At 71.1% G+C, this 24,079-nt stretch carries 20 protein-coding genes and 3 tRNA genes; 12 read left to right on the top strand and 11 right to left on the bottom strand.

The annotated features are described in order from the left end of the window. Positions 1–37: 37 nt before the first annotated feature. From AB0J33_RS01930 to AB0J33_RS01900, 7 genes are all read right to left on the bottom strand, one after another. Positions 38–2,905 carry a discoidin domain-containing protein gene (locus AB0J33_RS01930; RefSeq protein ID WP_363608850.1) on the bottom strand — a complete coding sequence of 956 codons (2,868 nt, stop codon included), beginning with the start codon at positions 2,903–2,905 and terminating at the stop codon, positions 38–40. 145 nt (positions 2,906–3,050) lie between these two features. Continuing rightward, positions 3,051–4,676 carry a glycoside hydrolase family 13 protein gene (locus AB0J33_RS01925; protein WP_363608848.1) on the bottom strand — a complete coding sequence of 542 codons (1,626 nt, stop codon included), beginning with the start codon at positions 4,674–4,676 and terminating at the stop codon, positions 3,051–3,053. Positions 4,677–4,814: 138 nt separating this feature from the next. After that, a complete protein-coding gene (locus AB0J33_RS01920) occupies positions 4,815–5,702 on the bottom strand; it encodes a carbohydrate ABC transporter permease (RefSeq protein WP_363608846.1) in 888 nt (295 codons plus the stop codon). An 11-nt stretch (positions 5,703–5,713) separates the two neighbouring features. After that, the gene (locus tag AB0J33_RS01915) at positions 5,714–6,670 is read right to left on the bottom strand and encodes a sugar ABC transporter permease (RefSeq protein WP_363608844.1); all 957 of its coding nucleotides are present in this window, start codon (positions 6,668–6,670) and stop codon (positions 5,714–5,716) included. A gap of 87 nt (positions 6,671–6,757) precedes the next feature. Then, positions 6,758–8,137 (bottom strand): extracellular solute-binding protein, encoded by a 1,380-nt coding sequence (locus tag AB0J33_RS01910; protein ID WP_363608842.1) that lies wholly within the window; start codon positions 8,135–8,137, stop codon positions 6,758–6,760. A gap of 332 nt (positions 8,138–8,469) precedes the next feature. Then, positions 8,470–9,474 carry a LacI family DNA-binding transcriptional regulator gene (locus AB0J33_RS01905; protein ID WP_363608840.1) on the bottom strand — a complete coding sequence of 335 codons (1,005 nt, stop codon included), beginning with the start codon at positions 9,472–9,474 and terminating at the stop codon, positions 8,470–8,472. A 93-nt stretch (positions 9,475–9,567) separates the two neighbouring features. Next, positions 9,568–11,040, bottom strand: coding sequence for an NAD(P)/FAD-dependent oxidoreductase (locus AB0J33_RS01900; protein ID WP_363608838.1), 1,473 nt, complete (start codon positions 11,038–11,040; stop codon positions 9,568–9,570). A gap of 91 nt (positions 11,041–11,131) precedes the next feature. Between AB0J33_RS01900 and AB0J33_RS01895 the strand changes: the two genes are divergently transcribed. Next, positions 11,132–12,208, top strand: coding sequence for a serine hydrolase domain-containing protein (locus AB0J33_RS01895; RefSeq protein WP_363608836.1), 1,077 nt, complete (start codon positions 11,132–11,134; stop codon positions 12,206–12,208). Between the two features lie 38 nt (positions 12,209–12,246). Here the strand turns inward: AB0J33_RS01895 and AB0J33_RS01890 are convergent, their stop codons facing one another. Beyond that, positions 12,247–13,572 (bottom strand): deoxyribodipyrimidine photo-lyase, encoded by a 1,326-nt coding sequence (locus AB0J33_RS01890; RefSeq protein ID WP_363608834.1) that lies wholly within the window; start codon positions 13,570–13,572, stop codon positions 12,247–12,249. After that, positions 13,569–14,492, bottom strand: a complete 924-nt coding sequence (locus AB0J33_RS01885) for a phytoene/squalene synthase family protein (protein ID WP_363608832.1) — start codon at positions 14,490–14,492, stop codon at positions 13,569–13,571. The genes AB0J33_RS01890 and AB0J33_RS01885 overlap by 4 nt, the downstream gene beginning before the upstream one ends. Positions 14,493–14,557: 65 nt before the next feature. Between AB0J33_RS01885 and AB0J33_RS01880 the strand changes: the two genes are divergently transcribed. The 9 genes from AB0J33_RS01880 (at position 14,558) to AB0J33_RS01840 (ending at position 20,764) form a co-directional block, all read left to right on the top strand. Next, complete coding sequence (locus AB0J33_RS01880) at positions 14,558–15,700, top strand: polyprenyl synthetase family protein (RefSeq protein WP_363608830.1); 1,143 nt, start codon at positions 14,558–14,560, stop codon at positions 15,698–15,700. Between the two features lie 28 nt (positions 15,701–15,728). Continuing rightward, a complete protein-coding gene (crtI, locus tag AB0J33_RS01875) occupies positions 15,729–17,210 on the top strand; it encodes a phytoene desaturase family protein (RefSeq protein WP_363608828.1) in 1,482 nt (493 codons plus the stop codon). After that, positions 17,207–17,830 (top strand): isopentenyl-diphosphate Delta-isomerase, encoded by a 624-nt coding sequence (idi, locus tag AB0J33_RS01870; protein WP_363608826.1) that lies wholly within the window; start codon positions 17,207–17,209, stop codon positions 17,828–17,830. The genes crtI and idi overlap by 4 nt, the downstream gene beginning before the upstream one ends. Next, the gene (locus AB0J33_RS01865; RefSeq protein WP_363610168.1) at positions 17,820–18,770 is read left to right on the top strand and encodes a MerR family transcriptional regulator; all 951 of its coding nucleotides are present in this window, start codon (positions 17,820–17,822) and stop codon (positions 18,768–18,770) included. Before idi ends, AB0J33_RS01865 begins: the two co-directional genes overlap by 11 nt. A gap of 75 nt (positions 18,771–18,845) precedes the next feature. Continuing rightward, the gene (locus AB0J33_RS01860) at positions 18,846–19,634 is read left to right on the top strand and encodes a polysaccharide deacetylase family protein (RefSeq protein WP_363608824.1); all 789 of its coding nucleotides are present in this window, start codon (positions 18,846–18,848) and stop codon (positions 19,632–19,634) included. Between the two features lie 154 nt (positions 19,635–19,788). Beyond that, positions 19,789–19,861 (top strand) — tRNA-Glu (locus tag AB0J33_RS01855). 31 nt (positions 19,862–19,892) lie between these two features. After that, positions 19,893–19,966: transfer RNA gene (locus AB0J33_RS01850), tRNA-Asp, on the top strand. 99 nt (positions 19,967–20,065) lie between these two features. Further along, positions 20,066–20,139 (top strand) — tRNA-Phe (locus AB0J33_RS01845). A gap of 286 nt (positions 20,140–20,425) precedes the next feature. Next, the gene (locus AB0J33_RS01840) at positions 20,426–20,764 is read left to right on the top strand and encodes a hypothetical protein (protein WP_363608822.1); all 339 of its coding nucleotides are present in this window, start codon (positions 20,426–20,428) and stop codon (positions 20,762–20,764) included. A 172-nt stretch (positions 20,765–20,936) separates the two neighbouring features. Here the strand turns inward: AB0J33_RS01840 and AB0J33_RS01835 are convergent, their stop codons facing one another. Beyond that, on the bottom strand, positions 20,937–22,040 hold the full coding sequence (locus tag AB0J33_RS01835; RefSeq protein ID WP_363608820.1) for a hypothetical protein: 1,104 nt from the start codon (positions 22,038–22,040) through the stop codon (positions 20,937–20,939). Positions 22,041–22,206: 166 nt separating this feature from the next. Between AB0J33_RS01835 and AB0J33_RS01830 the strand changes: the two genes are divergently transcribed. Then, positions 22,207–22,734 (top strand): SRPBCC family protein, encoded by a 528-nt coding sequence (locus AB0J33_RS01830; protein ID WP_363608818.1) that lies wholly within the window; start codon positions 22,207–22,209, stop codon positions 22,732–22,734. 12 nt (positions 22,735–22,746) lie between these two features. On the opposite strand, the gene AB0J33_RS01825 is transcribed toward AB0J33_RS01830, so the two are convergent. Continuing rightward, complete coding sequence (locus AB0J33_RS01825; RefSeq protein ID WP_363608816.1) at positions 22,747–23,451, bottom strand: DUF2786 domain-containing protein; 705 nt, start codon at positions 23,449–23,451, stop codon at positions 22,747–22,749. Positions 23,452–23,582: 131 nt separating this feature from the next. Here AB0J33_RS01825 and AB0J33_RS01820 point away from each other — a divergent pair, with 131 nt between their 5' ends. Beyond that, positions 23,583–24,023: a hypothetical protein gene (locus AB0J33_RS01820; protein WP_363608814.1), complete on the top strand. Its 441-nt coding sequence runs from the start codon at positions 23,583–23,585 to the stop codon at positions 24,021–24,023. The last annotated feature ends 56 nt before the right edge of the window (positions 24,024–24,079 follow it).

The raw sequence follows: 24,079 nt of genomic DNA, 5'->3' as shown, positions 1-24,079 counted from the left end.
TGCAGGGGTACACCCGTCGTTCCGTGACAGGTGGGGGCTAGCTGGAGTAGACCTCGAACTCGCTGAGCTGACCGGCTGGCCAGCCGCTGTTGCCGGTGACGGTCAGCCGCAGGTACCGCTGGCTGGTCGCCGTGAAGGTCACGGTGACCGTGTTGCCGCTGGCCGGGTTGAAGGTGTAGCCGGCGGACGCCTTCAGGGTGCTGAACGTCGAGCCGTTGGTGGAGCCGAGCACCGCCAGCGTCTGCGTACGTGTCTGCCACGCCGATGACGGTGGGAGCTTCAACACGACCCGGGACACCGACCGGTCGGCCCCCAGGTCCACCGTCAACGACTGCGGGAACGCGTTGTTGGCGCTCTCCCAGTAGGTGTTCGCGTTGCCGTCCACCGCGTTGGCGGCGGCGTACACGTCGGAGTGGCTGGTCTCGGTGATCGGCCGTCCGGCCGCCAGGTTGCCGCTGGGCGGCGGCGTGGTCGGCGGTGGCGTGGTCGGGGGTGGCGTGGTCGGCGGCGGGGTGGTCTGCGTGCCGCCGTACACCTCGACCTCGGAGAGTTGCGCGGCCGGCCAGCCGGAGTTGCCGGTGACGGTGACCCGGACGTAGCGGCGGTCACCGCTGGGCAGCCCGATCGACACGGCGTTGCCGCTGCCGGGCGTGAAGACCCGACCGGCGGACGACGCCAGCGTGCTGTACGACGAGCCGTCGGTGGAGCCGAGCACCGACAGGGTCTGGGTGCGTTGCTCCCAACCGCTGGGCAGCTTCAGCACCACCCGGTCGACCGACCGGGCCGCGCCCAGGTCGACGGTGACCGACTGGGGGAAGGCGTTGTTGGCGCTCTCCCAGTAGCTGGCCGCGTTGCCGTCCACCACGTTGGCGCCCGTGTAGCTCTGGTTGGTGCTGGTCGCGGTCACCGATCGACCGAGCGCCAGGTTCCCGCCGGTGGGCGGCGGGGTGGTCGGGGGTGGCGTGGTCGGTGGTGGGGTGGTCGGCGGCGGCGAGGTGGTTCCGCCGCCCCACTGCGGGGTCGGCCACGGGCCGCAGTACGGCGTCGGGGTGTACCAGCCGGAGTTGCCCGAGCCCTGGGTGATCTGGAAACCGGCGCCGACGCAGTTGTGGATCGGGTTGCTCTGCGCGATGTTGGTGGCCCGCACGTTGGTGAACGACACCTGGCTGTTCGCCTGCACCTGGAGGGCGTACGTGCCGGCGCCGTCGATCCGTACGTTGTTGAGGTTGATGCCGTTGGTCTGACCCTCGATCCAGTGCAGCGCCGCGTACGAGCTGTCCAGGATGTCGGTGTCGGTGATGTTGATGGTGGGGTTCTGGAACGCCTCGTTGAGCGCGGAGAACCAGATCGCGCCGACGCCGAAGTTCCAGTTGTAGTCCGAGTTGCCGTTCCGGATCAGTGTGTTCCGGGCGATCGTCCAGGTGCCCTGGACTCCGGTGGCGCCCTGCACGCCGGGGTAACGGTTCGCGACGTGGATACCGCCACCGTTGGTCAGTGAGTCGGCCGTCACGTTGTCGGTGATCTTGATGTCCCGGCCGCCGTAGCTGACCAGGTGGTTCGCCAACAGGGTCACGCCGATGGTGTTGTGCGTGAAGGAGTTGTTGACGTTCGGCACGCTCTGCGCCCACATCGCCAACGCGTCGTCGCCGGTGTTGCGGACGAAGGTGTTCGTCACCGTCGAGTTGGTCACGCCGGTGTGGAAGTTCACCCCGTCCGCGGTCTGGTCCAGAATCCGGCTGTTGCGGATGGTGAAGTTGTCCATCGGGCCGTCCATCCACGCCCCGACCTTGGTGTTCTCCAGCCAGAGGTTGTCGACCACCGAGTTGGTCATCGCCCCGCCCAGGGCGTTGACCTGGTCGTCGTCGACCCGCTCGCGGATGTCGCCGATGATGGCGAAGTCCCGCAGTGTGACGTTGCGGCTCGGCCCGTTCGCCTCGTGCGCGCGCACCGGCCCGGTGTAGCCGCCACCGGGGACGTACTTGCCGTAGATGCCGACGGACCTGTTCCGGTCGGTGGGGTGCCGGCCGCCGAGCACCGAATACCAGGGGCCCGCGCCGCGCAGGGTCACCCCGTCGACCACCACGTGGTCCCAGAGGGTGAAGGTGCCGGTCGGGATCCAGACCGCCCGGCCCTGGGCCTTTCCGGCGTCGACCGCCGCCTGGAACTTCGCCGTCGAATCGGTCGCGCCGCTCGGGTCGGCGCCGAAGTCGGTGACCACGTCGAGCACACCGGAGGGCTTCGTGATGGCCGGGGCGACCAGCTCGAAGTCGGCCAGGTCGATGGTGAACGAGGGCGACTGGGCGGTCGAGGAGACCTGGAACCGGATCTTCTTGCCGGCCGGCTGGGTGCTGCCGAACATCGCCCGGGTCTCGTCGTAGAAGTGGTGCGGGTTGGTGTCGCCCGGGTTGTTGTTGAACGGGTAGCCGCCGTAGTACCAGCCGTACCTCGACGTCACCGGGACCGACTTCAGCAGGTTGCCGTTGGCCCGCAGGTCGATGGCGGCGTCCCGGCCGGTGCCGGCCGAGCTGTCCGGCAGGCTGTACCGGAACGTGACCGCGTTGGCCGGGGCGGTGAGGGTGAACTCGACGTACTCGCCGACGGCGTCGAGGGTGACCGCCTCCCGGCCGGACGCCTCGGACGGCAGCGTGCCGTAGCGCCGGTCCGGGCCGATCTTCGTGCCGTTGTGGGCGGCCTGCTCCGCCTCCTGCTCGATGAACGGGACGGTGGCGCCCCGGTTGGGGATGTCGAAGGGGGACAACCCCGCCGCCGAGGCCGGGGTCGCGGTGCCGGTGACCGCGAGGGCGGTCACCGTTGTGGCGGCGAGCAGGGTGGCGGCGATGGCGGCCAACCCTGCCCGGGTCGGGTGTCGAAGGTGGTGCGGGGTGCCGGTGGTGTGGTTGGCCATGAGCTGCGCTCTCCCTTTCGTCAGGCAGGCCAGATCCCCCCGTGTCGGTGCGGTGTGGCGCGTTCCCCCCTCGGTCCTCCTTCCTCGTCGTGGGTGGCGTGGTGCCGGCGGCCGGGACGGGCCGCCGGCACCACGGCGAACAGGGTCAGGCCAGGCCGGGCCCGTCCGCCGGGCGCGGCCCGTCCGCCGATTCGGCGGTACGCAGCCAGACCGCGGTGTCGGACGGCAGCAACCCGTCGTCGAGCGGCCCGCTGGCCAGCAGCAACTCCCCCTGAGCTGGCATCGGTACCGGTGCGGCGGACAGGTTGACCAGGCAGGCGAAGTCGGCGCCACGGCGGAACGCGAGCACCCCGTCCGGGGCGGGCAGCCAGGTCAGCTCCCCGTCGCCGAGCGCCGGGTCGGCGCGCCGGGCGTGGATCGCCGCCCGGTACAGCTCCAACATCGACGCCGAGTCGCCGGTCTGCGCGCGGGCCGTCCGGTCCTTCCAGTCGGCCGGCTGCGGCAGCCACGGCGCCGCGGCGCCCTCGGGACTGAACTCGAACGGTGGCTCGTCCCCGGCCCACGGCAGCGGTACGCGGCAGCCGTCCCGACCGGGGTCGATCCGGCCGGACCGCTCCCACATCGGGTCCTGACGCATCGCGTACGGAATGTCCTCGACCTCGTAGAGGCCCAGTTCCTCGCCCTGGTAGACGTAGGCGGCACCGGGCAGCGACAGCGAGAGCAGCGCGGCGGCGCGGGCCCGACGGGTGCCCAGCTCCAGGTCGGTCGGGGTCCCCTCGCGCTTGGCGGCGAAGCTGAACCGGGTGTCCGCCCGACCGTAGCGGGTGACGTGGCGGGTGACGTCGTGGTTCGACAGCACCCAGGTGGCCGGCGCGTTGACCGGCGCGTGCGCGCTCAGCGTCCCGTCGATGCTCTCCCGCAGCGCCGAGGCGTCCCACGCGCAGCCGAGGAAGTCGAAGTTGAACGCGGCGTGCAGCTCGTCCGGGCGCAGGTAGTTGGCGAACCGCTGCCGGTCCGGCAGCCACACCTCACCGATCAGCGCCCGGTCGGCGTACTCGTCGGCGACCCGACGCCAGCCCCGGTAGATGTCGTGCACGCCGTCCAGGTCGTGGAACGGGTGCGGCTGGTCCGGCTGAACCTCGGGCAGCGTGCCGTCCTTGACCAGGAGCCCGGCCGAGTCGATCCGGATGCCGTCCACGCCCCGGTCGAACCAGAACCGCAGGATGTCCTCGAACTCTTCCCGCACCCGGGGGTGGTCCCAGTTGAAGTCCGGCTGCTGGGGGGCGAACAGGTGCAGGTACCAGTCGCCAGGGGTCCCGTCCGGGTTGGTGGTGCGGGTCCAGGTCGGCCCGCCGAACTCGCCGACCCAGTCGGTGGGTCGCTCGTCGCCGTTGGGGCCTCGGCCGGGTCGGAACCAGAACAGGTCGCGTTCGGGCGCCTCCGGCCCGCCGGCGAGCGCGGCCCGGAACCAGGGGTGGGCGTCGGAGCAGTGGTTGGGCACCACGTCGACGATGGTCCGGATGCCCAGCGCGTGCGCCTCCGCGATCAGCGCCTCCGCCTCGGCCAGGGTGCCGAAGACCGGGTCGATGTCGCGGTAGTCGGAGACGTCGTAGCCGGCGTCCGCCATCGGGGACGGGTACCAGGGGCTGAACCAGATCGCGTCGACGCCGAGCGCGGACAGGTGGTTCAGCCGGGACCGGATGCCGGCGATGTCGCCGATGCCGTCGCCGTTGCCGTCGGCGAAGCTCCGGGGATACACCTGGTAGATCACCGCTCCCCGCCACCACGGACTTCTGTCAGCTGTGGACACGAGCACCTGCTTTCTGCGTCAGTACGTCGGCGGGTTCGCCGGACCTGGTTATCTGTCGGGCGAACGGTCGTCGTTCGCCGCGGGAGGATGCGGTGGTGGCTATCCCTTGATGCTGCCCGTGGTCAGACCGGACATGATGTTCCGCTGGAAGATCAGGAAGATGATGACAGTCGGGATCGCGGCGATGACCGACGCGGCGATCACCACGTTCATGGGTGTGCCGCCCGCGAAGGTGTAGATGCCGACGCTGACCGTCCGGGTCTCGGGTGACGGCATGACCAGCTTCGGCCAGAGGAAGTCCTTCCAGACCGCCGTCACCGCGAAGATCGAGACGACGCCGAGGATCGGACGCGACAGCGGCAGGATGATCGACCAGAGCGTGCGCAGCGACGACGCCCCGTCCATCAGGGCGGCCGCCATCAGCTCCTCGGGGATCGAGTCGAAGAACCGCTTCAACAGGAAGATGTTGAACGCGTTCGCCACCATCGGCAGCCAGATCGCGAACGGCGAGTCCAACAGGTTGATGTGCAGGATCGGCAGGTCCAGGACCGTCACGTACTGCGGGACGATGAGGACCATGGCCGGGATCATCAGCGTGGCGAGCATCAGCCCGAGGATCGCGTTGCCGAAGATCGGCCGGAGCTTGGACAACGAGTACGCGGCGGCGCTGTCGAAGACGAGTTGGAACAGCACCGCGCCGATCGCGTAGTAGAAGGTGTTGAACAGCAGCTTGGCGAGGGCCAGGTTGTGCCACGCGTCGATGTAGTTCTGCGGCTGCGGATCCTTGGGGAACAGCGAGGGTGGGGTCTGCGCGATCTCCTGACCGGACTTGAGCGCGCCGGTGACCATCCAGTAGAGCGGTCCGAGGAAGACGAGTGTGAACCCCGCCACCACGACGACCAGCAGCGTCCAGTAGATGACCCGGCCGCGCCCCCGGCTGAGCTGGGATTGGGAGATGAGGGTCCGGGTCCCGGAATCCTGTGCCATTCCTCGCCGTCCTAGTCCTGTTTCGCAGTCAGTCGCACGTACACGGCGGAGAAGCCGGCAAGCACCACGAGCATGATCACGCCCAGCGCGGCGGCGCCGTTGAGGTCGTTCTGGAAGAACCCGTGCTGGTAGATGAGGTATGCCACCGAGGTCGCCGAGTCCTCCGCGCCCGCGCCGTTGGCGAGGATCAGGGGCTCGATGAAGAGCTGCATGGTGGCGACGATCTGCAACATCGCCAGGAGCGCGAGGATCAACCGGGTCTGCGGGATCGTCACGTGGACGATCCGGCGCCAGATCCCTGCGCCGTCGAGTTCGGCCGCCTCGTACAGCTCGCCGGGGATGTTCTGCAACGACGCCAGGTAGATCAGCACCGCGCCGCCCATGTTCATCCAGGTCGACGCCACCACCATCGCCGGCATCGTCATTTCCGGCGACTGCATCCACTGCGAGGTGGGCAGGTGCAGTGCCTTGAGGACGGCGTTGAACAGCCCCGCCTCGCTCGGGTCGTACGCGTAGAACTTGAAGAGGAACAGCGCCGAGGCCGGCGGCAGCATCACCGGCAGGTAGACCAGGATGCGCAGGTACCCCTTGGCATGGCGGAACTCGTTGAGCAGGATCGCCACGAAGAACGGCACCACGTACCCGAGGGCCAACGCCAGGACGGTGAAGTAGAACGTGTTCTGCCAGGCCGTCCAGAAGCTGGGGTCGGCGATGATCCGCGAGTAGTTGTCCCAACCCACCCAGGTGGTCTCGCCGCGCCGGGTGCGCTGGAAGCTCATGACGATCCCGCGGATCATCGGGTACCAGGAGAAGACGACGAAGCAGAGCACCGCCCCGATCAGGAACGCGTGACCGGTGAGGTTGTCCCGTACCTTGCGGCCGAGGCTCGTACGCTGCGGCCTCGCCGAGTACGGCGACGGCGGGCGGCCCGGTTTCCTGGAGGTCTCCGGGACGGTGGTGAGCGCCAAGGCAACTCCTGGGTGAGTCGGTGACGTCGGCGATGCGGTGCGAACAGCGTGGGGGCCGGGTCGGCGTCCCGGCCCCCACACGATCGGTCAGCTCTCGGCGGCGAGGAGTTGGTTGACCTTCTCCTCGGCGGTCTTGAGCAGTGCGTCGATGTTCGAGTTCGGGTTGGTCAGCACACCGGACATCGCGGCGTCGAGGACCGCGTAGATGGCCTGTGCGTTGCGCGGCTCACCCTTGATCGTGACCGGGGTCGCCTCGAAGAGCGCGAAGTTCGCGGTGTCGACGTTCGCGTTCGCCTTGCGCAGCTCCAGCTCCTGCTTCTGCGCCTCACTGCCGTTGGCGAAGAGCAGCGGCTGGGGCAGACCCACCGGGTAGTTCTGCGGCTTGGCCCGGACGTAGTCGAACTGGCCCTTGCCGGGGGTGAGCTTCTGGTACGCGATCCACTTCATGCCGGCCTTGACCTGCTCGGGAGTGAGGTCCTTCTTGAAGAAGTAGCCCTCGCCACCACCGAGCGTGCCCTTCGCCGCGCCGTCCTGGCCGGGCAGCGGGCTCATCGCCCAGTCCTGGAACTTGCCCTGGAACTGGCTGACGATCGCCTGGGTGGAGTCCGGCGCACCGATGAACATGCCGACCTTGCCCGCGCCGGCGTTCGTCAGCAGGTCACCCCACTGGAGCAGCTGGCGGGCGCCCATGCTGTTGTCGCCGTACCGCATGTCCTTGAGGTTCTGCAGGACCTGCTTGCCCATGGCGTTGTTGAAGTCGGCCTTCTTGCCGTCGGGCGTGAGCACCTGGCCGCCCTGCGAGTAGAGCAGGGAGGTGAAGTGCCAGCCGCCGGTGTTGCCGGCGCTGTACTCCGAGTAGCCGGCGACGCCGTTGCCGAGCGCGGAGATCTTCTTCGCGGCGGCCCGGACGTCGGCCCAGGTCTTCGGCGGGTTGTTCACGTCGAGCCCGGCCTGCTGGAACAGCGGCTTGTTGTAGACCAGACCCATCGAGTAGTTCTTCACCGGTACGGCGTAGAGCTTGCCGCCGTCGGTGAAGACCTCCTTCAGTGCCGGGTCGACGCTGTCCCAGGTCGGGATGGTGTCCTTGTTGGCGTACTGGGTGATGTCCATCGCCTGACCGGAGTCGAGCACCTGCTGGAGATCGGTCATGTACCCGTAGAACACGTCGGTCACGGTGCCGCCGGCGAGACGGGCGGTGAAGTCCGGCGGGTTGTTGCACTGCTCGCCGACGCTGACGCTCTTGATGACGATGTCCGGGTTGAGCCGCTGGAACTCGGCGACGTCGTCGTTCCAGTTCTTCAACAGCTCTTTCTGGGCACCGACCGGCTGGCAGTCGACCGTGATGGTGACCTTGCCGCCCGCGTTCGAGCCCTTGTCGTCGCTCTTCGTGGAACACGCCGTGAGGCTGAGCCCCAGGCCGGCCACGAGCGCAACCGCCGCAGCCTTTCGGTATTGCGGTACGGACATCTGTCCATCCCTTCGGGAACGGGTGTCTCCAATGACAGTCGCTGATCTGCGGTGATACGACCTGACGCCCAGTAGCTGCGTCGGAGCCAGGTGTGAGTGGAGTCACTGTAGCGAGGCCGACTCATTTCGGCAAGGTATCGACCCTGTTCCGAAAGGACACGACGTGATTACGACAGATGTTGGCAAGGCCCTGAAAGCAGCCCGTTTTGCCGGCTATTGATCCCTTATGGCCGTCCAGCTGAACCGGTCGACACCGATCGATCCGGGCAGCGACGAAAACGGCCGTCGACCGCAAGCAGCGGTCGACGGCCGAAGCGTCGTACGGAGTGGACCTAGCGGCCGGGAGCGGGCGCGGTGGAGCCGCGCACCACCAGCTCCGGCTCGAACAGCAACTCGTCCTGAAGCACGCCGGCACCCTCGATCTGGGTTACCAACAGATCCACGGCGGCCTGGCCCATCGTCTCGATCGGCTGCCGCACCGTGGTCAACGGCGGGTCGGTGCAGGTCATGAACGCCGAGTCGTCGAAGCCCACCACCGACACGTCGGTCGGCACCGAACGACCCAGCCGCCGGGCCGCGCGAATGGTGCCCAGCGCAAGCACGTCGCTGGCGCAGATGATGCCGGTCACCCCCCGCTCGACCAGTTTCGTCGCGGCGACCCGCGCGCCCTCCATGGAGAAGCTGGAACGCTCGACGCACTCCGCGTCGTCCGCGCCCCAACCCGCCGCCTGGACCATCGCGTCGAGCTTGCGCCGGGACGGCACGTGACCCTCCGGGCCGAGCACCATCCCGATCCGCTCGTGCCCGAGCGACCGCAGGTGCCCGTACGCCTGCTCCACCGCCACCGCGTCATCGGTGGAGACGCGGGGAAAGCCCAACTCGTCGACACCCGCGTTCACCAGCACGACCGGAAGCCCACGGTCGGTCAACCGACGGTAGTGGTCGTGTCGGGCGTCGGCGAGCGCGTACGAGCCGCCGGCGAAGATCACCCCGGAGACCTGGTGGTCGAGGAGCATCTCCACGTAGTCCATTTCGGAGACCCCGCCGATGGTCCGGGCACAGAGCGCCGGGGTGTAGCCGCGCTGGGCGAGCGTGCCGGTGACGACCTCGGCCAACGCCGGGAAGATCGGGTTCTGCAACTCGGGCAGCACCAGCCCGACCAGCCGGGCCCGTTCGCCGCGCAGCTTGGTCGGTCGCTCGTAACCGAGCACGTCCAGCGCCGTCAGCACGGCCGTCCGCGTCGCCTCGGAGACTCCGTCGCGGCCGTTGAGCACCCGGCTGACGGTGGCCTCGCTGACGCCCGCCTTCTTGGCAACTTCCGTCAACCGCTTGGTCACGGTCGCAATCGTACGTCACCTGGATGAAAGAAATGAACAGCGATTTGTCCAGCGTTTGCTGGTGAACGGCGTGATCGCCGCCCGGTGCCGGTGTCAGGACAGGTCGCGGAGGGCGTCCTCGATGGCCCGGTGGAAGGTCGGGTACGCGTAGATCATGTGCCGCAGCTGACTCAGCGGCACCGCCGCGTGCACCGCCACCACCAGCGCGGAGAGCACCTCGCCGCCGGCCGGGCCGACCGACGTCGCGCCGATCAGCACGCCCTGGTCGGCGTCCGCGACGAGCTTGATGAAACCGTCGTCGCCGACCTGGTGGATCCAGCCCCGGGTGGAGCTGCCGAGTTTGGTGAACCCGACCTGCACGTTGATGCCGCGATCACGGGCCTGCTGCTCGGTGAGCCCGACCGCGCCGACCTCGGGGTCGGTGAACGTCACCCGGGGCAGCGCCCGGTAGTCGGCTCGCGGAACGGTGCCGGCCGACCCGCTCGATCCGCTGGCGGCCAACGCACTGGACGCGCCCATCGCCCCGCCGACCACGCTGGAGGTGCCGCTGGCGTCCGCGCCCGCCTTCGCCTGCCGGGCTCGGGCCAGGATGTCGGCGATCACGATCCCCGCCTGGTACATGGCGATGTGGGTGAAGGCGCCCTCGCCGGTCAGGTCACCGACCGCCCAGACGTGGTCGGTGACGTGCAGCCGGTCGTCGACCGGGAGGTAACGCTGGCTGGCGTCCAGGCCGATCGTGTCCAGGCCCAGCTCCGCCAGGTGGGCCTTGCGCCCGGTCACCACCAGCAGGCGATCGGCGGTGAACTCCGCGCCGCCGCCGCGCAGGGTGAACCTGGTCCCGTCGTGCTCGACCCGTTCGGCGCGTACCCCGGTGTGGATCTGGACGCCGTCGGCGCGCAGCGCCGCGGCGGCGACCTCGGACGCCTCGGGCTCCTCGACGGCCAGCACCCGGTCGAGCGCCTCGACCACGGTGACCCGGACCCCGAAGCGGGCGAAGACCTGCGCCAGCTCCAGACCGATCGCGCCGCCACCGAGGACCAGCAGCGACCCGGGCAACTCCTCGGCCTCGATCGCCTGGTGGTTGGTCCAGTACGGGGTGTCGGCCAGGCCGTCGATCGGCGGCACCGACGGACGGGTGCCGGTGCCCAGCACGACCCCGTGTCGGGCCTCGAAAACCTGGTCACCGACACGGACCCGGCGCGGACCGTCGAGCCGGCCGGCGCCCCGCACGAGCCGGCCACCCTTACCGATGAACCGCTCCGCCGCGACCGTGTCGTCCCAGGTGTCGGTGGCCTCCTCGCGGATCCGCTTCGCCACCGGCGCCCAGTCCGGCTGGACCTGCGCCGTACCGGCGAGCCCGTCGACCCGGCGCGCCTCGGCGAGCGCGTTGGCCGCCCTGATCATCATCTTGCTCGGGATGCAGCCCCAGTAGGGGCACTCCCCGCCGACGAGATCCCGTTCGACGCCGACGACGCTCAGGCCGGCCTCGGCGAGCCGTCCGGCCACCTCCTCGCCGCCGACTCCGAGCCCGACCACGACCACATCCACCAGCTCCGGCTCCGCCACTGCAACAGCATCCCCCAGCGACACCGCCCCGACCACCGGGGTCGGTGGAAAAGTCGGCACGCTCACCGGCTCGGACGCCTACGGTGGCCGGATGCACGCACGCTTCGCACCGGTCCGGGACTGCTTCCACGACCTGCTCACCTCCGGTCGGGAGACCGGCGCCGGCCTGACCATCTGGTACGACGGGCAGCCGGTGGTGGACCTGGTCGGCGGCTCTCGCAGCGGCCACGGGCCGGGGGGCGAGCCGTGGCTGCCGGACACGCTGGTCAACGTCTACTCGGTCGGGAAGCCGGTGGCGGCGCTCTGCCTGCTGGTGCTCGTCGACCGGGCGAAGGTCGACCTCGACGCGCCCGTGGACCGGTACTGGCCGGAGTTCCGCGCGCCCGCCACCGTGCGACAGGTGTTGTCGCACACCGCCGGGCTGCCGGCCTTTCCGGTGCCCCGACCGGCCACCGCCATCGCCGACTGGGCGCTGCTCACCGGCGATCTGGCCGCCGCCGACCCGGAGTGGTCGCCGGGCTCGGTCGCCGGGGAGCACGCCTGGACGTACGGGCACCTGGTGGGCGAGCTGGTTCGCCGCGTCGACGGACGGTCGGTGGGCCGGTTCCTGGCCGAGGAGATCGCCGACCGGTGGCAGCTCGACCTCGGCTTCGCGCTGGCCGACGCGGACCAGCGGCGCTGCGCCGACCTGCGGTACGGCGACCCGCGGTGGCCAGCCCGGAAGCTCGGCGAACCGGGATCACTGCGGGCGCGGGCACTGGGCAACCCGGCCGGCGGACTGGACCTGGCCGTGCTGAACAGCCCGCTGTGGCGTGGTGCCCAGATGCCCGCCGTCAACCTGCACGCCACCGCCTCCAGCCTGGCCCGGCTCTACGCCGGACTGCTGGCCGGCGGTGTCCTGGACGGTGTCCGCCTGTTCAGCCCCGAGGTGGTGGCGGAGGCGACCCGGGTCCAGTACGACGGGCCGGACCTGGTGCTGGACCGCCCGGTCCAGTGGACGCTGGGCATGCAGCGCGAGCCGGACGGCAGCTGGGGCATGGGCGGCATCGGCGGCAGCAGCGCGTGGGCCGACCCCGGGCGCGGTTACACACTCGCGTACGCCACGGCGCACCTCGCCGAGCACGACCGGGTGGACGAGCTGGTCGAGGCGTTGCACGCGGTGCTCTGACCCGGGTCGGCGGTCAGCACAGCAGACCGGGTCGGCGGTCAGCGCAGCCAGACCGGGTCGGTGCCGGGCACCGAGAGCGGCGGCGGGTAGTCCAGGGTGCCCCGGAGCTGGTCCGGCAGTCGCCACGGCTGGTGCACGGCCTTGCCCGGCACCCCGGCCAGCTCCGGCACCCACCGGCGCACGTACTCGCCGTCCGGGTCGTACCGCTCGGCCTGCCGGACCGGGTTGAACCCTCGGTAGGGCTTGGTGTCGTTGCCGGTGCCGGCGACCCACTGCCAGTTGCCGGAGTTGTTCGCCACGTCCCCGTCCAGCAGCCAACGGAAGAAGACCGCCACCCCGGACCGCCAGTCCTGCCCGAGGTGCTTGGTCAGGTAGCCGGCGGTGATCAGCCGCGCCCGGTTGTGCATCCAGCCCTGTGCCCGCAGCTGCCGCATCCCGGCGTCGACGATCGGCATCCCGGTCCGACCCTCGGCCCAGGCCGTCAACGCGTCGTCGTCGTAGCGCCACTGCTCGGTGGCGCCCCGCCGGTACGCCACGGTCGAGATGTCCGGGAAGGCCGCGGTGACCTGGTAGTAGAAGTCCCGCCAGCAGAGCTGCCGAACGAACGGGTCGGACCGGTCCCCGACGCGGTTGGCCAACGCCAGCGGCGACACGCAGCCGAAGCGTAGGTACGGACTGAGCCGGGAGGTGTCGTCGCCGGCCATGTCGTCGTGCTGATCGCCGTACCGGGGCAGGTCGGGCAGCCAGTCGGAGAGCCGCTGCCGGGCGGTCCGCTCGCCGCCGACGGCCGCGTCCGGCGAGTCTCCGGTCGGCGACGCCGGCAGTCGGCCCGCGGGTACCCGGTCGGGCAGCACGACCCGGCGCGGCGCGGCCAACTCCTCGCGCCACTGATGGGCCGCCCAGGCCCGGTGGTACGGGCTGAACACCCGGTAGTGGTCACCGCCGCCACCGGGCCGCAACGCACCCGGCTCGGCCACGGTCAGCCCGGGAAACAGCCGCAGGTGCAGTCGGTGCCGCTCGCACTCGGCGCGCAGTCGCCGCTCCCGGCGGCCGGCGTAGCGGCTGACGTCGGCGGAGACCGCGACGGCGGTGGCACCGACCTCGTTCGCCAGCCGGATCGTCTCGGCCACCGGGTCGCCGTGCCGCACCACCAGGTCGCCGCCACGGTCGCGAAGCTCGGCGCGCAGGTCGGCGAGGGCCTGGTGCAGGAACCGGGTGCGGTTGGCGGACAGGTCGGCCAGCGCCGGGTCGAGCACGTACAGCGGCACCACCCGGTCGAAGGCCACGCAGGAGGTGGCCAGCGCCGGGTGGTCGTGCATCCGCAGGTCGCGGGTGAGGAGCACGATCGCCGTGCTCGCGGTCACCGGTTCTCCGGGTGGATCGTCGGCCCGGGGACGACGACCGGCGTACCCGTCGAGCTGAGCAGGGCACGCGCGGCCACCGCCATCCGTCGTCGCTGCGGCACCAGGGCCCGTCGGACGAAGACGTCGTAGTCCTGCGCGGCCACCTCGTCGAGGATGCCGCCGTAGAGCGCGTACGCGGTGCGCATACAGGCCTGCGAGGCGGGAGCCAGCATGGTGATGCCCGGTGCGGCGGCGGCGTAGTGCGCCTGGGCGCGGGTCACCTCGTACTCGATCAACTCGCGGATCCGAGGGGTGACGCGGCCTCGGGCGCGGGCCTCGGCCAACTCGTCGCGGGTGACCCCGAACTTCGCCAGGTCCTCGTCCGGCAGGTAGGTGCGGCCCCGGTCGAGGTCCTCGGCGACGTCCCGGATGAAGTTGGTGAGCTGGAAGGCGAAGCCGAGTTGCCGGGCCGGCTCGCGGGCCGCCACCGGGTCGGAGCTGCCCAGGATCGGCAGCATCATGGTGCCGATGACCGCCGCCGAGCCCTCCATGTAGTCGAGCAGGTGGTCGTAGGTCGGGTACGCGGTGACGGTCAGGTCCATCGCCATGCTCTTCAGAAACGACGCAAAGTCGTCCCGGTCCAGATCGAAGACGGCGATCGTGTGCAGCACGGCCGGCAGGAGTGGGTCGTCGACCGGCGCGCCGTGCAGACCGGCAACGAACTGGCGGGCCCAGTGGTCCAGCCGGGCGGCCCGCTCGGCCGGCGGCAGGTCCTCGGTGCGGTCGACGATCTCGTCCGCGTACCGGGTGAACCCGTAGAGGGCGTGCACATGTCGTCGTTTCCAAGCGGGGAGCAGCCGGGTGGCGAGATAGTAGGTGCGGCCGTGACGTTTGTGCAGTTCACGGCACCGGTCATAGGCAGCGGTGAGATCAGTGTCCACCGGCCCTCCTCCATTTATCGACGCACCAATCGACGCAACTCGTAGCCTAGGGTACGCTCAGTCGCATGGCCAACGACGCAGTTGCGGGCAACGCGACCCGCGTAGCGCCGGCAGGGCCGGGGGACGGGGACGATCCGGTCCGCGCCGTTCTGGCCGCGTACACCCACGAACTGGTCACGGCGGTCGACGAGACCCTGACCACCTTCCTCACCGCCGAGGTCGACTCCCTCAACGACGTCGACACCTCGATGGGCAGCTTCGCCGCCACGGCACGCGACGCGGTCCTCACCGGCGGCAAGCGAATCCGGTCCACGTTCGCCTACTGGGGTTGGCGCGGCGCGGTCGGCGCCACCGCGGCACTGCCGCCCGTGCTGCCCGCGCTGGCCGCACTGGAGTTGCTGCACACCTTCGCGCTGGTGCACGACGACGTGATGGACGCGTCCACCACCCGCCGGGGCCGGCCCACCGCACACGTCGCGCTCGCCGCACAGCACATCGCCGCCGGTCACCGAGGTGATCCCGACCGGTTCGGCGAGGCGGTCGCCGTGCTCATCGGCGACCTCTGCATGGTCTGGGCCGACCAGTTGCTGGCCCACGCCACGGTGCCACCTGCTCGGCTGTTCGAGGTTCGCCGCTGCTACGACCAGATGCGGGTGGAGACGGTCGCCGGGCAGTATCTCGACGTGCTCGGTGAGAACGACCCGGCCAACTGGTCGGTCGACCGGGCGCTGCGGGTGGCCCGCTACAAGACCGCCAGCTACACCGTCCAGCGGCCACTGCTTTTCGGGGCCTGCCTGGCCGGGGTGCCCGACGGTGATCCACTGGCGTCCGCGTACACCCGTTACGGGCTGGCCGTCGGCGAGGCGTTCCAGCTTCGCGACGACCTGCTCGGCGTCTACGGCGACCCGGCGGCCACCGGCAAGCCGGCCGGCGACGACCTCCGCACCGGCAAGCCGACCACGCTGCTCATGCTGGCCCGCGAGCTGGCCACGCCGGCCCAGCTCACCGCGTTGGAGCGGGCCGCCGACGGGCCGGTCGACGCACTCGCCGGGCTGGTCGCCGAGACCGGCGCGGTCAGCCGGTTGGAGCAGATGATCGCCGAGCGGGTGGACGACGCGCTGGCCGCGCTCGACGCCGCGCCCGTGGACGAGACGGCGCGTACCGCGCTGACCGGGCTGGCCACCGCCGCTGCCAACCGGCGGGCCTGATGAGCGACTTGAGCGAGGAGGTGGTCACGTGCGGACGGTGACAGGACGGACGGACCGGGTGGTGGTCGTCGGGGCCGGCCTGGGCGGGCTGGCCTGCGCGCTGCACCTGGCGGGCAGCGGCCGGCAGGTGACCGTGCTGGAACGCGAGCCGGTGCCCGGCGGGCGGGCCGGACGGCTCGGTGTGGACGGCTACGAGTTCGACACCGGCCCGACCGTGCTCACCATGCCGGACCTGATCGCCGAGGCGCTCGGCGCCGTCGGCGAGGAGTTGTCCGACTGGCTGGACCTGACCCCGCTCGACCCCGCCTACCGGGCGTACTACCCGGACGGTTCGACCCTCGACGTGCTCACCGACACCGCCCGGATGGCGGCCGAGATCTCCCGGGTGTGCGGCCCTCGGGAGGCCGACGGCTACCTGCGTTTCGTCGAGTACGCGCGGGAGCTGTGGCGGCTGGAACGGACCGACTTCATCGAGCGCAACCTGGACGCGCCGACCGATCTGATCACCGGCAACCTGCTCAAGCTGCTCGGCGGTGGGGCCTTCCGCCGCCTCCAGACGAAGATCAACCAGTTCTTCCGGGACCCGCGTACCCAACGGATCTTCTCCTTCCAGGCGATGTACGCCGGCCTCGCGCCGCACGACGCGCTGGCCATCTACGCGGTCATCGCGTACCTCGACTCGGTGGCCGGGGTCTACTTCCCGCGCGGCGGCATCCACGCGGTCTCCAGGGCGATGGCCGGCGCGGCCGAGAAGCACGGCGTGCAGATCCGGTACGGCACCACGGCGACCCGCGTGGAGACCGCGAACGGCCGCGCCACCGGCGTACTCACCGCCGACGACGAACTGGTGCCGGCGGACGTGGTGGTGCTCAACCCCGACCTGCCGGTCGCCTACCGCGACCTGCTCCCCGCCCCGTCGCGGCGCCGACTCACCTACTCGCCGTCCTGCGTCGTTCTGCACGTCGGCTCCCGACAGCCCTATGCGAAGATCGCCCATCACAACATCCACTTCGGACGCGCGTGGAAGGGCACCTTCGATGAGGTCATCAGGCGGGGTGAGCTGATGACCGATCCGTCGCTGCTGGTGACCAACCCCAGCCGGACCGACCCCGCGGTGGCCCCGCCGGACCGGCACACCTACTACGTGCTCGCCCCGGTGCCCAACCTGCACCGGGCGCCGTTCGAGTGGCGTGGCGACCTGACCCAGCGCTACACCGACCAGCTGATCGGCACCCTGGAGGACCGCGGCTACGTCGGCTTCGGCGACGGGGTCGAGGTGCTCCGGGCGATCACCCCCGCCGAGTGGGAGGAACAGGGGATGGCCGCCGGTACGCCGTTCGCCGCCGCGCACACCCTCTTCCAGACCGGCCCGTTCCGCCCGTCGAACCTGCACCGGGACCTGTCGAACGTGGTGTTCGTCGGCTCCGGGACCCAACCCGGGGTCGGCGTACCGATGGTGCTCATCTCCGGCAAGCTCGCCGCCGGCCGGATCACTGGGGAAGGCCGATGAGCAGCCGTGAGGAGCACCTCGTCGAACTGGTCGACGAGACCGGCGAGGCCCACGGCGAGACGACCGTGGCGGCCGCCCACCGACCCCCGGGGCAGCTGCACCGGGCCTTCTCCGTGCTGCTGGTGGACCCGGACGGTCAGGTGCTGCTCCAGCGGCGGGCCGCCGTCAAGACCCGGTTCCCGCTGCGCTGGGCCAACTCCTGCTGCGGTCACCCCCGACCGGGGGAGTCGCTCGCCGAGGCGGCCAACCAACGACTGCGCGAGGAGTTGGGGGCGGGCCCGGTCGAGCTGACCGAGGTCGGCGTCTACGTCTACTACGCCGAGGACCCGGCGACCGGTCGGGTCGAATTCGAGTACGACCACGTGCTGCGGGGGGAATTCCTGCCCAGCGCCCCACTCCTGCCCGATCCGGACGAGGTGGCCGAGCTGCGCTGGGCCGACCCCGCCGCGCTGGAGGCCGAGTTGGACCGCGACCCCCGGTCGTACGCGCCCTGGCTGGGCGGGGTGGTGAACCGGCTGCTGCGCCCCACGGGGTCGTCCGGGTCGGGCGCATCCGGCCCGGCCACGACCCCGCCCGGATCGTCGGCGGATGACACGGCGGAGCGGTCGGGTGGTCGATGAGGCGCTGAGCGCGGGCGCGGTCGCACGCCGGCTGGGGGTCGCGGTGACGACCCTGCGCACCTGGCACCAGCGCTACGGGCTCGGGCCCAGCGAGCACATCCCCGGCCACCACCGCCGGTACACCCCCGCCGACCTGGCCCGCCTCGAGATCATGCGACGACTCACCGCCGAGGGGGTGAGCCCCGCCGAGGCGGCCCGCTGGGCCCGCCAGGCACCCGATCCGATGCCCAACGGCGCCGGCACCGTCGCCCCCACCCGGATCCACCCACCCGGTCGGGACGGCGGCGGCACCATCCCGGTCGGCCGTGCCGGCCCGGCAGCCCGCGGGTTGGCCCGTGCCGCGATGCGGTTGGACGCGGCGGCGATCAGCGAGACGATCGCGCACACCCTGGCCGCCAACGGAGTCGTCGCCACCTGGGAGGGCCTGCTGCGGCCGGTGCTCGCCGGCGTCGGCGAACGCCACGCCGCCACCGCCGGCCTGATCGAGGTGGAACACCTGGTGTCTCGCTGCGTCTCAGAGGCTCTCGCGGCGGCCAGTCGGGCCAAGGTCCCCACCGGGCCGGCCCGGATCCTGCTCTCCTGCGCCGACGAGGAACAGCACACCCTGCCGCTGGAGGCGTTGGCGGCGGCTCTCGCGGAAGCCGGTGTCAGCTACCGGATGCTCGGCGCCCGGGTGCCGGTGGCCGCCCTCGTCGAGGCGGTCAACCGAACCGGCCCGGCCGCCGTGGTGCTCTGGTCGCACACCCGGGTCACCGCCGACCCGGCCCAGCTCACCGCACTGCTGGCCGCGCCCCGCCGCCCCTTGCTGGTGCTCGCCGCCGGCCCCGGCTGGCGGGCCGACACACTGCCCGCCGGCGTGGTGCGGCCGGTCGACCTGGCCGAGGCGGTCTCGCTCTCCGCCGCCGTCCGCGACTCTCTGGACCAGTCGAGGCGTGACTGATCGCACTGTCGTCGACTGGCGGCGTGAACTACCGTCGGGCGGGTCCGCCTACCCCGACCCCCCGGGAGCGAGCAGATGCAAGCCCGCGCTGTCCTGGCGTCCGTCCTCGCCATGGCGCTGGTCTTGTCCGGCTGTGCCCAACCGGACCGCACCATCGCACCCGCCGGCGCTCCACGGCCGGTGGAATCGACCACACCGCCCACTCCCACCCCGTCACCTCACCCCGGCGTCACCAAGCCGGCCAAGCCGCCACTGCGGCCGCTGCCGGCCAAGCTCCCCGCCGGTCTGGGTCGCAACACCGGCGTACGCCCGGTGGCCCTGACGTTCGACGACGGGCCCAGCCCGGCCTGGACACCCAAGGTGCTCGACCAGCTGAAGGCCGCCAAGGTGACCGCGACCTTCTGCGTCGTAGGTCGCGAGGTGCAGCGTCACCCCGAACTGGTCCGGCGGATCGTCCGAGAGGGACACCAACTCTGCAACCACAGCTGGCGGCACGACCTGGATCTCGCCCGGCGACCCGTCGCCGAGATCCGGGCCGACCTGGACCGCACCAACAAGGCCATCCAGAAAGCCGTTCCCGGCGCGAAGGTGCCGTTCTACCGGCAGCCGGGCGGCCGGTGGACGTCGGAGGTGCTCGGGGTGGCCAAGGCCCTCGGCATGCGCCCGCTGCACTGGTCGGTCGACCCACAGGACTGGGACAAGCCGAACGCGGCCACCATCGGCAAGCGGGTGCACACCGCCAGCCGCCCCGGCGCGATCGTTCTGCTGCACGACGGAGGCGGAAATCGGGCCGCGACGCTCGCCGCATGCCCCAAGTTGATCGCCGACCTGAAGCAGCGCTTCGGCATCACCCGACTCCGCTAGACATGCTCTGACCTGCGCTTTTACCCCGATCCGAGCCCCTGCCGACACCGATTTTGTCCACCGACCGGGCATCACGTATGCTTTCCAAGCCTCCGGCGGGGCCGGATGGGAGCAAGTCCGCTTGAAGTTGCGAATGTGCAATGATGGCGGGGCCGCCCTCATCGTCTAGCGGCCCAGGACGCCGCCCTTTCAAGGCGGTAGCACGGGTTCGAATCCCGTTGGGGGCACGACCGGCGCAAGCCGGAGCAACACAAGCTAGGTCCTGTGGAGCAGTTGGAGTGCTCGCCGCCCTGTCAAGGCGGAGGTCGCGGGTTCAAGTCCCGTCAGGACCGCAGCGCCGACGCCGCGCCCCGCGCGGCGTTCTGCGTATCGGAGCAGGTCACCTTGCCGCCGGTTCGTCCGGTTGGCGGGTAACATGAGCCGAGCGACACGGCCAGGTAGCTCAGTTGGTACGAGCGTCCGACTGAAAATCGGAAGGTCGGCGGTTCGACCCCGCCCCTGGCCACATAGCCTTTCGCCGGGCTACAGGAACGCCGACCAGCGGAAACGCAGGTCGGCGTTCTGCTTTCGGCCAGCCGACACAGAGCCAGCTCGACTCGGACAGACCGCTGTCGACCCCCGTGACTGGTTGCACGTCGGCCGCACGGCTACGCGGGATGGGGCGGCCGGCGTCCATCGAGACGGTGCGGCGCGGACGGCAGCTCGGCGGTCGCCCTGTGCCGTCGGTCATCGGATGTCCTACGGTTGGCTTCCGACGGTGGAAGCACCGCCCACGCGCGGAGGGAGTCGCAATGGCAGCCCGCAGGACCGCGATAGGGGGGATCGTGGGCGCGCTGATGCTGCCCTTCGGGTTCGGTGCCGTGATCGCTGGGCTCGCCGCGTTGCTGGGTGGCCTGCTCAGCTCCGACGACGGACCGGTGACGTGCGATGGAAAGGTCATGAGCCCCAGCGACTGGTGCAACATCGTCCGGGACGGGCGGGGCGAGCTGGTCAGCTACGAGGGAATGGCAGAGCGCAAGGAGAGCAGCGATACAGACGGGTTGATCATCGGTGGCACCTTTCTCGGAGGAGGCACGGTGCTGCTGCTCGGCGGTCGCTCGCTTCTTCGCCGCGCCTCCAGCGTGACGTGACCGATCGACTCGACTTCCCTGATCTCGGGGTATCCCAGCGCTCGCGACACCGCGATATCAAGAAAACCGAGTCGATCACGCTGCGGCGGCGCGGCTGCCACGGCACAGCTCCCGCGGATGCCTGGCACGGCGTGAGTGATCGCGGTGCCCCTGCGGACGCGGCGGCACGGCGTCAGTGATCGCGGCGACCCTGCGAGCGATGCTGCGACACGCTGCCCTGGATCGCCTCCCACACGCTGCGTCCGGCCTCTCGCAGCGTCTCCCCCGCCTGCTCGGCGAGCTGCGCCGCGCTCTGCGCGGCGGCCTGCGCCGCGCCCGGCAGACCACCGTCGCCACCTCCGGACGCACCGGCACCAACTTCACCCCGTTGACCCTGCTGGTCACGAGCCTGCCCAGCCGCCGAACCCGCTGACCCCGCCGACCCGGCCGGCCCCGCCGACCCCGCAGGGCCGTGGCCCGTCCCTACCCGCCGTTGCTCCTCACCCGAATCCCCGGCCTGCCTTTCCTCAGGGTGACGCGGCTCCTCGTGTCGCCCGCCTTCCGGGCGGCGACCCTCCGGACGCCCGGCCTCCAGCCGACGACCCCCCGCCCCATCCCTCCGCGGGCCCTCCGAACGCGGACCCTCCGAACGCCGGTCCGCCGGACGCCCCTGGCCAGCTGACCCAGAACCGCCCGCCAGCGGCCCGGGCCCCCCGGCGTGCGGCTCCCCACCGCCGTGAGGCGGCCGAGCCTGCCCCGGCTGACCAGCACCCGGCTGACCAGCACCCGGCCGGTCGAGACCTGGCTGATCGAGCCGCGGCCGGTCACGGTCGGCGGAGACGCCGGCCTGCCGGCCCACTTCGCCGGGTACGCCGTCGGAGTGCCGCGCCGACGCCCGCACCTCGGCGGCCCCCGTGGGCAACTGCTGGGCGCTGCGGTTCACGTCGCCGACGGCGGTGTCGGCCGTGTGCGCGAGCGCCTCGATGATGTGCGGGTTGTTGTCGAGCGTGTCGAGCGCCCGGCCGAGGATCCGGGTCAACTGTTCCAGGCGCACCCGCAGTTGCGCCTCGGCGTGCACCCCGTTGATGTCCAACTCAGCGCTGTTGAGGTGCACCCGAACGCCGGCGTCGACCTGGAGCAGGTTGGCCACCCGGGCCCGCAGCGAGAGGTCGGCTTCCAGGCCGTCGACCGCCAGCCGGATGGAGTCGACGGAGACCTTCGGTATGTCGAGCAGGACGTCCGGGTTCCCGCTGTCGACGTTCCGGTCCGGCTCGCGCTGCTGCCCGCTCTCGCTCATGGTCTCCCGCCCCGCCTGCACACCGGCCCGGTCGTCCGGGCCGTTCGGCGCGGTTACCCGCTTTCCCGCGGGGCATCCCGTCCGTGACGGCTCGGCGACCCTCTGTCTGGAACCGGGCACCTCGCGAAGCTGCACAGCCGGGCATCAGCCGGTATGGTCCGGGCCTATGGGACAGGAATTGACTGATCCGGCCGACATCCGGCAGGACGTCGACCGGTTCTCTCTACGCTGCGGCCTCCTCGTCCCGGGCTCCGCCGAGCAGGCGTTCGCGGTCTTCACCGACGAGCTGACCGACTGGTGGGTCACCGAATACACCTGGTCCGGCCCGGACGCTCTGGCCGAGTTGGGCATGGAGCCGCGGGCCGGCGGGATGCTGTACGAATTGGGCCCGTACGGTTTCCGCGCCGACTGGGGCCGGGTGCTCACCTGGGATCCGCCGCGCCGGCTCGTCTTCGTCTGGCAGATCGGCCCCGACCGGGCGCCGGTGCCGGACCCGGCCCGCGCGAGCGAGGTCGAGGTGCTGTTCCACCCCGACGGGCCGGAGCGCACCCGGGTCGAGTTGGAGCACCGGCACTTCGACCGGCACGGTGAGGCCGCCGAGGGTTACCGCAAGGCGCTCACCGCTGGCTGGCACGAGTTGCTGACCCGCTACCTCGCCACGGTGTCGCGCCACCGCCCGACCACTACCGCCTGACGACCCGGCGGATCACCGACCGAGCAGCCGAGCGGCGGCGGGGCCGCCGAGGTCTCGACCGCCCAGGTTCGCGCGCTGGCCGGCTTCCGCCCCCGAGCCGAAGCCGGTGCCGCCCAGGCGGCGCGGCGGTGCGGTGCGCAGCCGCGGGTACTCCTCGGTGAGCCGTCGCTGCACCCGGTCGGACCGGTCGGCCAGCACCAGCGCCATGGACGACGTGCCCGACTCGCTGACCGCCGCCCTTTCGGCAGCCCAGAGCCGGCCGCCGATCACCTCCGCGAAACCGGCCAGCCAGGAGCGGCGGAAGGCGGCGGGATGGTCGTCCGGGGGCACCTCGGTGGCGGCCAGGCCGTGTGCCGCCTGCACGAGCAGTGAGGTGAAGAGCAGGTCGACCCGTTCCAGGTCGCTGGCGAAGCCGAACAGGTGCAGGGCGAAGCCGTTGCCCTGCCGGCGGCGTACGCAGCGGCAGCGCAGGGGCTCGGCGACCGCGGCGAGCAGGCCGACCTTGTCGCGGGCGTACGGGGCGACGACGTCGAGCACCCGATCGCCGACCGGGTCGGTGGTCGGGTCCCGGGCGGCGAGCAGCGCCCGGTCCACGCCGTAGCGGGCGATCAGGTCGGTCGCCTTGGCGGTGAAGGCGGCCGACTCGGCCGGCGTGCAGGCCGGGTCCTCGGCCTGGGCCAGCAGCTTGCGCACCTTGCTGAGCATGGCCTCGGACATGCCTACAGAGCTACCACACGGGCCGGACATCAGCGGGGCCACGCTGCAATCGATCGATACGTATCATCGTCACGGCCGATGATCATTTCAATACGGACGGTCAGTTAACTGTTTTCCGGAGGAACGAACGAATGCCATCCCCGACCGCTCGCCTGCTCGCCGTCGCCACGGCCGTCGCACTGCTCTCCACCGGTACGCCCGCGCGGGCGGAACCGACCACACCGACCACGCCGGTCGATTCCGGGCCGAACGTGTTCGCCCCGCTCGCCACCTGCTACGGCGGTGCGGTCCGGTCGTACTTCGAGACCGGCCGCTACGGCGGGTCGGCCGGCCAGTACCGCACCACGACGCGGTGCCGTGACATCAACGTCCGCAACGCGAGCGTGTACGCCACCGAGGCGTGCGTGATCTTCGTCGACAAGACCGGTGCCTGCAACTACTGGACCTATCTGCCGGCCAACTCGGGCTGGATCACGGTGGCGACCAACGTCAAGGACGGCGTCAACTTCCGGGTCCGCTTCGAGAACCTGCGGTACGAGTACGAGCCGCTGATCGCGTACCACGCGTTCTGACCGGCCCCGCGCGGTCGCGGCGTCCGCCCCCACGGACGCCGCGCCCCGCCGACGCC

The sequence above is a fragment of the Micromonospora sp. NPDC049645 genome (genome assembly GCF_040675155.1).
In the GTDB taxonomy this organism is placed as follows: domain Bacteria; phylum Actinomycetota; class Actinomycetes; order Mycobacteriales; family Micromonosporaceae; genus Micromonospora.
This window is presented reverse-complemented; position numbering and strand designations above follow the sequence as displayed.